Consider the following 6,000-nt stretch of genomic DNA (forward strand, 5'->3'; position numbering starts at 1 on the left):
GATGCGGTCCCCCGTGAAGCTCAGCTGCCCCGTGTCAGCTGCCTCCGCCGCATCCGCCGCCGCCCCCTCCTCCGCAGGACGACGACCCGCCTCCGCAGGACGAACCGCCGCCGCAGGAGGAACTCCCGCCCCCGCCGCAGGACGAACCACCGGCGGAGCTCGAGTGGTGCCCGCCCGAGGACGAGCCGTCGGCCCACCAGCTGTTGCGGCCACGCCGCCCGGTGCGGCCGCGACCGCTGCGGCTGTCACGCCCGCCGCCGCTGCGTACACCGGCTATGAGCGCTGCCACCAGAACGACTCCGAACACGACCAGGATGATGCCGATGACCATGGCGCCACCCTCCTTCCGCTCACCGGGCTCGCGCCCGGATGTCCCCCGAAGCAACCCCCCGTCGGGCGCCCCGCTCTCTGAGTGAAGCCCGGCGATCCGCTCGACCGTCGGCCGGTGGAGCTCGTCGCGTGAACGGGAGATGCCCTCCGCCGCCACGCGCCAAAGCAGAGTTGAGGAACTCCAGAGCTTCGGCGCAGGATGACCGCCATGACCCCCAAGAGCTCCAGCGCACGTCCCCTCCTCAACCGCCGGCTCGCCGGGTTCGGGACGACGATCTTCGCCGAGATGTCCGCCCTGGCCCAGACGACCGGGGCGATCAACCTGGGCCAGGGCTTCCCGGACACCGACGGCCCCGAAGAGGTCCGGGAGGCCGCCGTACGGGCGCTGCGCGACGGGCGCGGCAACCAGTACCCGCCGGGCCCGGGCGTCCCCGAGCTGCGCGCGGCCGTCGCCGCCCACCAGCACCGCCACTACGGCCTGTCGTACGACCCCGACACCGAGGTCCTGGTCACCGCCGGCGCCACCGAGGCCATCGCCGCCGCGCTGCTCGCCCTGCTGGAGCCCGGCGACGAGGTCGTCGCGCTGGAGCCGTACTACGACTCGTACGCGGCCTGCGTCGCGATGGCGGGCGGCACGCGCGTACCGGTCACCCTGCGCCCGCACGTGGCGGCGGACGGGCAGGGCACCTTCCGCCTCGACCTCGACGAGCTGCGCGCCGCGGTCACCGACCGCACCCGCCTGCTGCTGCTGAACACCCCGCACAACCCGACCGGCACGGTCCTGACCCGCGGGGAACTGGCGGCGATCGCCGAGCTGGCGGTGGAGCGGGACCTGCTGGTGGTGACGGACGAGGTCTACGAGCACCTGGTCTTCGACACGGCCGAGCACATCCCGCTGGCGACCTTCCCGGGGATGCGCGAGCGCACGGTGACCATCGGTTCGGCCGGCAAGACCTTCTCCTTCACCGGCTGGAAGGTCGGCTGGATCACCGCCGCGCCCGCCCTGGTCACGGCGGTCCGCTCGGCCAAGCAGTACCTGACGTACGTGGCCTCCGGCCCCTTCCAGTACGCGGTCGCCGAGGCACTGGCGCTGCCCGACGCGTACTTCGACGCGTTCCGCGCCGACATGCTCGCCAAGCGGGACCTGCTGGCGGCGGGGCTGGCGGACGCGGGCTTCGGCGTGTACCGCCCCTCCGGGACGTACTTCGTCACCACCGACATCCGCCCCCTGGGCGAGAGCGACGGCTTCGCCTTCTGCCGCGCCCTGCCGGAACGCGCGGGCGTCGTCGCCGTCCCCAACGCGGTCTTCTACGACCACCGCGAGGAGGGCGCCCCCTTCGTCCGGTTCGCGTTCTGCAAGCGGGTCTCCGTGCTGGAGGAGGCGGTGGGCCGCCTGAAGTCGCGGGCGCGCTGAGACGGCGGGAGCCCGGCCCCGCGGTCGGTACCGGGCCGGGCTCCGCTCACGTCGTGGGGCGGGTCACTCGCCGTCCTCGTCCTTCGGCTTCTCCGCCTCGTTGACCTCCTGCTCCAGGCCGAGCTGCTCCACGAGCCACCGGTCGAACTCGATGGCGGCGCGGACCCAGCTGACCGTCGAGGAGACGAAGTGCTCCAGGCTGACGCCCATGCCGATCAGCATCTGCGCCTCGCCGATCAGGCGGACCGTGCCGTCGTCGTGGGTGTGGGAGTACACCTTGGGCCACAGGGTGCGCCGGTTCCAGTCGTCGATCGACTCCAGCAGCTGGGGCTTCTCGTCGATCTGGTGGGACCGGTCGTAGAACGTGCGCACCGAGAAGACCTGCTGGTCGCCCTCGCCGCGGAACATGAAGTACGTACGGAACTGCTCCCACGGCGCCGCGAGGTCACCCTCGTCGTCGACGACATACTTGAGCTCCATCTGTTCGAGGAGCTGCTTCACGAGATCCTGATCCGGGACGACGGGGCCCGCCGGTCCTTGGGGCTGCGGCTCGGGCTGGCCCCCGAAGTTCGGAATCGAGGACGGGTCGATGGTCACCGTGAATTTCCCTTCGTACGGATCTGGCCATCCTCCCTCATGCGGGGAGGGGCGTGGCAAGCCCGCCGGGGCCCTGTCAGCCCTGGGCTGACATGATCCGGCCGGTCGGGTGGACACGGGACGGACGGGGGCGGGCGACGGTGCGGACACGGAACGCGACGACGGGCGACGGCGGCGGAGCGCGGGTGCCCCGGGGGCGGACCAGGTGGCGGCTGTTCGCGGGCCTCGTGACGCTTCCGGTGCTGGTCCTGCTGCCTCTCCTCGTCGTCCTCGTGGGGACCGTCTTCTCCGAGTCGGACGGCCGGGACGAGGGCAGGGCGGTCGAACACGTCCCCTGCTCCGAGGCCCTGCGATTCGGTGGCGCGGCCCTGCCGGACGGCGCGCGCCCGGTCGGGGCGTGCACGGTGCAGGGCTTCCAGGACACTCACTACGGCGCCGCCTTCCACATGCCCCGCACGGGTGTCCAGGACTGGCTCGCGCACACCTACCCGGACGCCCCCGCCCCGGGGGACACGTGCGTGGGCGGCGACGGCGATCTGTGTCTGGATCTGGATCACGCGCGGGGACTGCCGGACGGGGTCGACGCCCACGCGGTCCGGGTGCGGGTGGAGTACGCGGCGGCCGGGACGGCACTGGTGCGGTTCACCGCGTTCACCCTGTGACCCACGGCGGCCCGCCACCCCCGGGGGGATGACGGGCCGCGTGCGCGGGGACGGGACGGCGAGATTACAGCGTCTTGCCGCTCGCCGGACCCACGATCAGCTCGTCGCCGAAGCGGTCGACGCGGACCGTGTCGCCGTCCTTGATCTCGCCGGAGAGGATCTCGCGGGCGAGCCGGTCACCGATCGCCGTCTGCACCAGGCGGCGCAGCGGACGGGCACCGTACGCGGGGTCCATGCCCTCGACGGCCAGCCACTCCAGGGCCTCGTCGGTGACCTCCAGGGTGAGGCGGCGCTCGGCGAGCCGCCGGGCGAGCGCGTCGATCTGGAGGCGGGCGATGCGGCTCAGCTCGTCCTTGTTCAGCGCCGAGAAGACGACGAGGTCGTCGAGCCGGTTGAGGAACTCCGGCTTGAAGGAGGCGCGGACCACCTCCAGCACCTGCTCCTTCTTCTCGGTCTCGCTGCTCACCGGGTCGACCAGGTACTGGCTGCCCAGGTTGGAGGTGAGGACCAGGATGGTGTTGCGGAAGTCGACGGTGCGGCCCTGTCCGTCGGTGAGCCGCCCGTCGTCCAGCACCTGGAGCAGGATGTCGAAGACCTCGGGGTGCGCCTTCTCCACCTCGTCCAGCAGCACCACCGTGTACGGCCGCCGCCGCACCGCCTCGGTGAGCTGGCCGCCCTCCTCGTAGCCCACGTATCCGGGCGGGGCGCCCACCAGCCGGGCGACGCTGTGCTTCTCGCTGTACTCCGACATGTCGATGCGGACCATGGCCCGCTCGTCGTCGAAGAGGAAGTCCGCGAGCGCCTTGGCCAGCTCGGTCTTGCCGACACCGGTGGGCCCGAGGAAGAGGAACGACCCGGTCGGCCGGTCGGGGTCGGCGATGCCGGCCCTGCTGCGCCGTACGGCGTCGGAGACGGCCCGTACGGCCTCGCCCTGCCCGATGAGCCGCTTGCCCAGCTCGTCCTCCATCCGCAGCAGCTTCTGCGTCTCGCCCTCCAGCAGCCGCCCGGCGGGGATGCCGGTCCAGGAGGCGACGACGTCCGCGATGTCGTCGGCGCCGACCTCCTCCTTGACCATGGTGTCCCTGGCCACCTCCTCCTCGGCCTCGGAGGCGGCCTCCAGGTCCCGCTCCAGGGTGGGGATCTCGCCGTAGAGGAGCTTGGAGGCGGTGTCGAAGTCGCCGTCGCGCTGGGCGCGTTCGGCCTGGCCGCGCAGCTCGTCGAGCTTCTCCTTCAGCTCACCGACCCGGTTGAGGGACTGCTTCTCCTTGTCCCAGCGGGCGTTGAGGCCGCGCAGTTCCTCCTCCTTGTCGGCGAGGTCGCGGCGCAGCTTCTCCAGCCGCTGGAGGGAGGCCGCGTCGGTCTCCCTGCCGATCGCCAGCTCCTCCATCTTCAGCCGGTCGACGGCACGCTGGAGTTCGTCGATCTCGACGGGGGACGAGTCGATCTCCATGCGCAGCCGCGAGGCGGCCTCGTCGACGAGGTCGATGGCCTTGTCGGGCAGGAAGCGGGAGGTGATGTACCGGTCGGACAGGGTGGCGGCGGCGACCAGCGCACTGTCCGCGATCTGCACCTTGTGGTGGGCCTCGTAGCGTCCCTTGAGTCCACGCAGGATCGCGATCGAGTCCTCGACGGTCGGCTCGGCGACCAGCACCTGCTGGAAGCGGCGTTCCAGCGCCGGGTCCTTCTCGATCCGCTCCCGGTACTCGTCCAGCGTGGTCGCACCGACCATGCGCAGCTCGCCGCGCGCGAGCATGGGCTTCAGCATGTTCCCGGCGTCCATGGCGGAGTCGCCGCCGGCGCCGGCCCCCACGACGGTGTGCAGCTCGTCGATGAAGGTGATGATCTGCCCGTCGGAGTCCTTGATCTCGGCGAGGACCGTCTTCAGCCGCTCCTCGAACTCACCGCGGTACTTGGCCCCGGCGACCATGGCGCCGAGGTCCAGCGCGACCAGCCGCTTGCCTTTCAGCGACTCGGGCACGTCACCCTTGACGATCCGCTGGGCGAGTCCCTCGACCACGGCGGTCTTGCCGACGCCGGGCTCACCGATGAGGACGGGGTTGTTCTTGGTGCGCCGGCTGAGCACCTGCACCACCCGGCGGATCTCCTGATCCCGTCCGATGACGGGATCGAGCCTGCCCTCGCGGGCGGCTTCGGTGAAGTCGGTACCGAACTTCTCCAGGGCCTTGTACTGGCCCTCGGGGTCGGCGGTGGTCACGCGTCGGCCTCCCCTGGCCTTGCGGAAGGCCTCCTGCAGCTTCTTCGCACTGGCGCCCTGCCCCTCCAGTACCTCACCGGCCGCGCCGCCCTTCGCGGCGATGCCGAGGAGCAGGTGCTCGGTGGAGAGGTACTCGTCCCCGAGATCCTTGGCGCGGGCCTGGGCGTCGGCGACCACGGCGAGCATCTCACGGCTCGGCTGCGGCGGTGCGACGGTGGACCCGGCCACGCTGGGCAGCCCGGCGACGATGCGCTCGGCACCGGAACGCACGGCCGCGAGGTCGGCCTCGACGGCGGCGAGCAGGTCGGTGATGTTCTCGTTGTCCTGCCCCTGGAGCAGAGCCAGGAGCAGGTGGGCGGGGGTGAGGTCGGCGTTCCCCTCGGTCACGGCGTGGTTGCTGGCCGCGTTGATCGCGTCCCGGCTCCGGTTGGTCAGCTCGGCGTCCACGTTCTGGCTTCCCTCCTTGCGTCGGCCGTCGGCGGTCCGGCCATGTCTCCCAGTGCTGACTCAGACAACGTACACAAAGTTGAGTCTATTCCACTCAAGGCAGAAGCGGCACCGGTCCCCTCCGGGGGATGACGCACGAGTTCCCCCTCCGCGGACGTCCGTGCCGCGCGAGGGGTTTTCCGGCCAGGCCGGCGATCGGTCGATACCCGCGGATACCGCCGCATACGACAGCGGGGTCACCATGTTTCGGTTCCCGGGGAGCCGCTGCCGGAGGGAAGCACCCAAGATACTTGTTCCGACAGGGGGAGCGCCTCCCAACCTCCAAGGGGTGGCCC

General features: G+C 71.5%; 4 protein-coding genes. 2 read left to right on the forward strand and 2 right to left on the reverse strand.

Translation table 11 applies throughout. The features are described from left to right. Positions 1-538: 538 nt before the first annotated feature. Positions 539-1,744: a pyridoxal phosphate-dependent aminotransferase gene (locus AC07FV_RS20165; RefSeq protein WP_479088760.1), complete on the forward strand. Its 1,206-nt coding sequence runs from the start codon at positions 539-541 to the stop codon at positions 1,742-1,744. A gap of 63 nt (positions 1,745-1,807) precedes the next feature. Here the strand turns inward: AC07FV_RS20165 and AC07FV_RS20170 are convergent, their stop codons facing one another. Continuing rightward, entirely contained in the window at positions 1,808-2,341 is a 534-nt protein-coding gene (locus tag AC07FV_RS20170) for a YbjN domain-containing protein (protein WP_356602363.1), read from the reverse strand. A 140-nt stretch (positions 2,342-2,481) separates the two neighbouring features. On the opposite strand from AC07FV_RS20170, the gene AC07FV_RS20175 reads away from it, so the two are divergent. After that, positions 2,482-3,003 (forward strand): hypothetical protein, encoded by a 522-nt coding sequence (locus AC07FV_RS20175; RefSeq protein WP_479088761.1) that lies wholly within the window; start codon positions 2,482-2,484, stop codon positions 3,001-3,003. A gap of 64 nt (positions 3,004-3,067) precedes the next feature. Here the strand turns inward: AC07FV_RS20175 and clpB are convergent, their stop codons facing one another. Continuing rightward, positions 3,068-5,665 (reverse strand): ATP-dependent chaperone ClpB, encoded by a 2,598-nt coding sequence (clpB, locus tag AC07FV_RS20180; protein ID WP_479088762.1) that lies wholly within the window; start codon positions 5,663-5,665, stop codon positions 3,068-3,070. Positions 5,666-6,000: the final 335 nt, after the last annotated feature.

This window comes from Streptomyces sp. NPDC045956 (genome assembly GCF_056430705.1).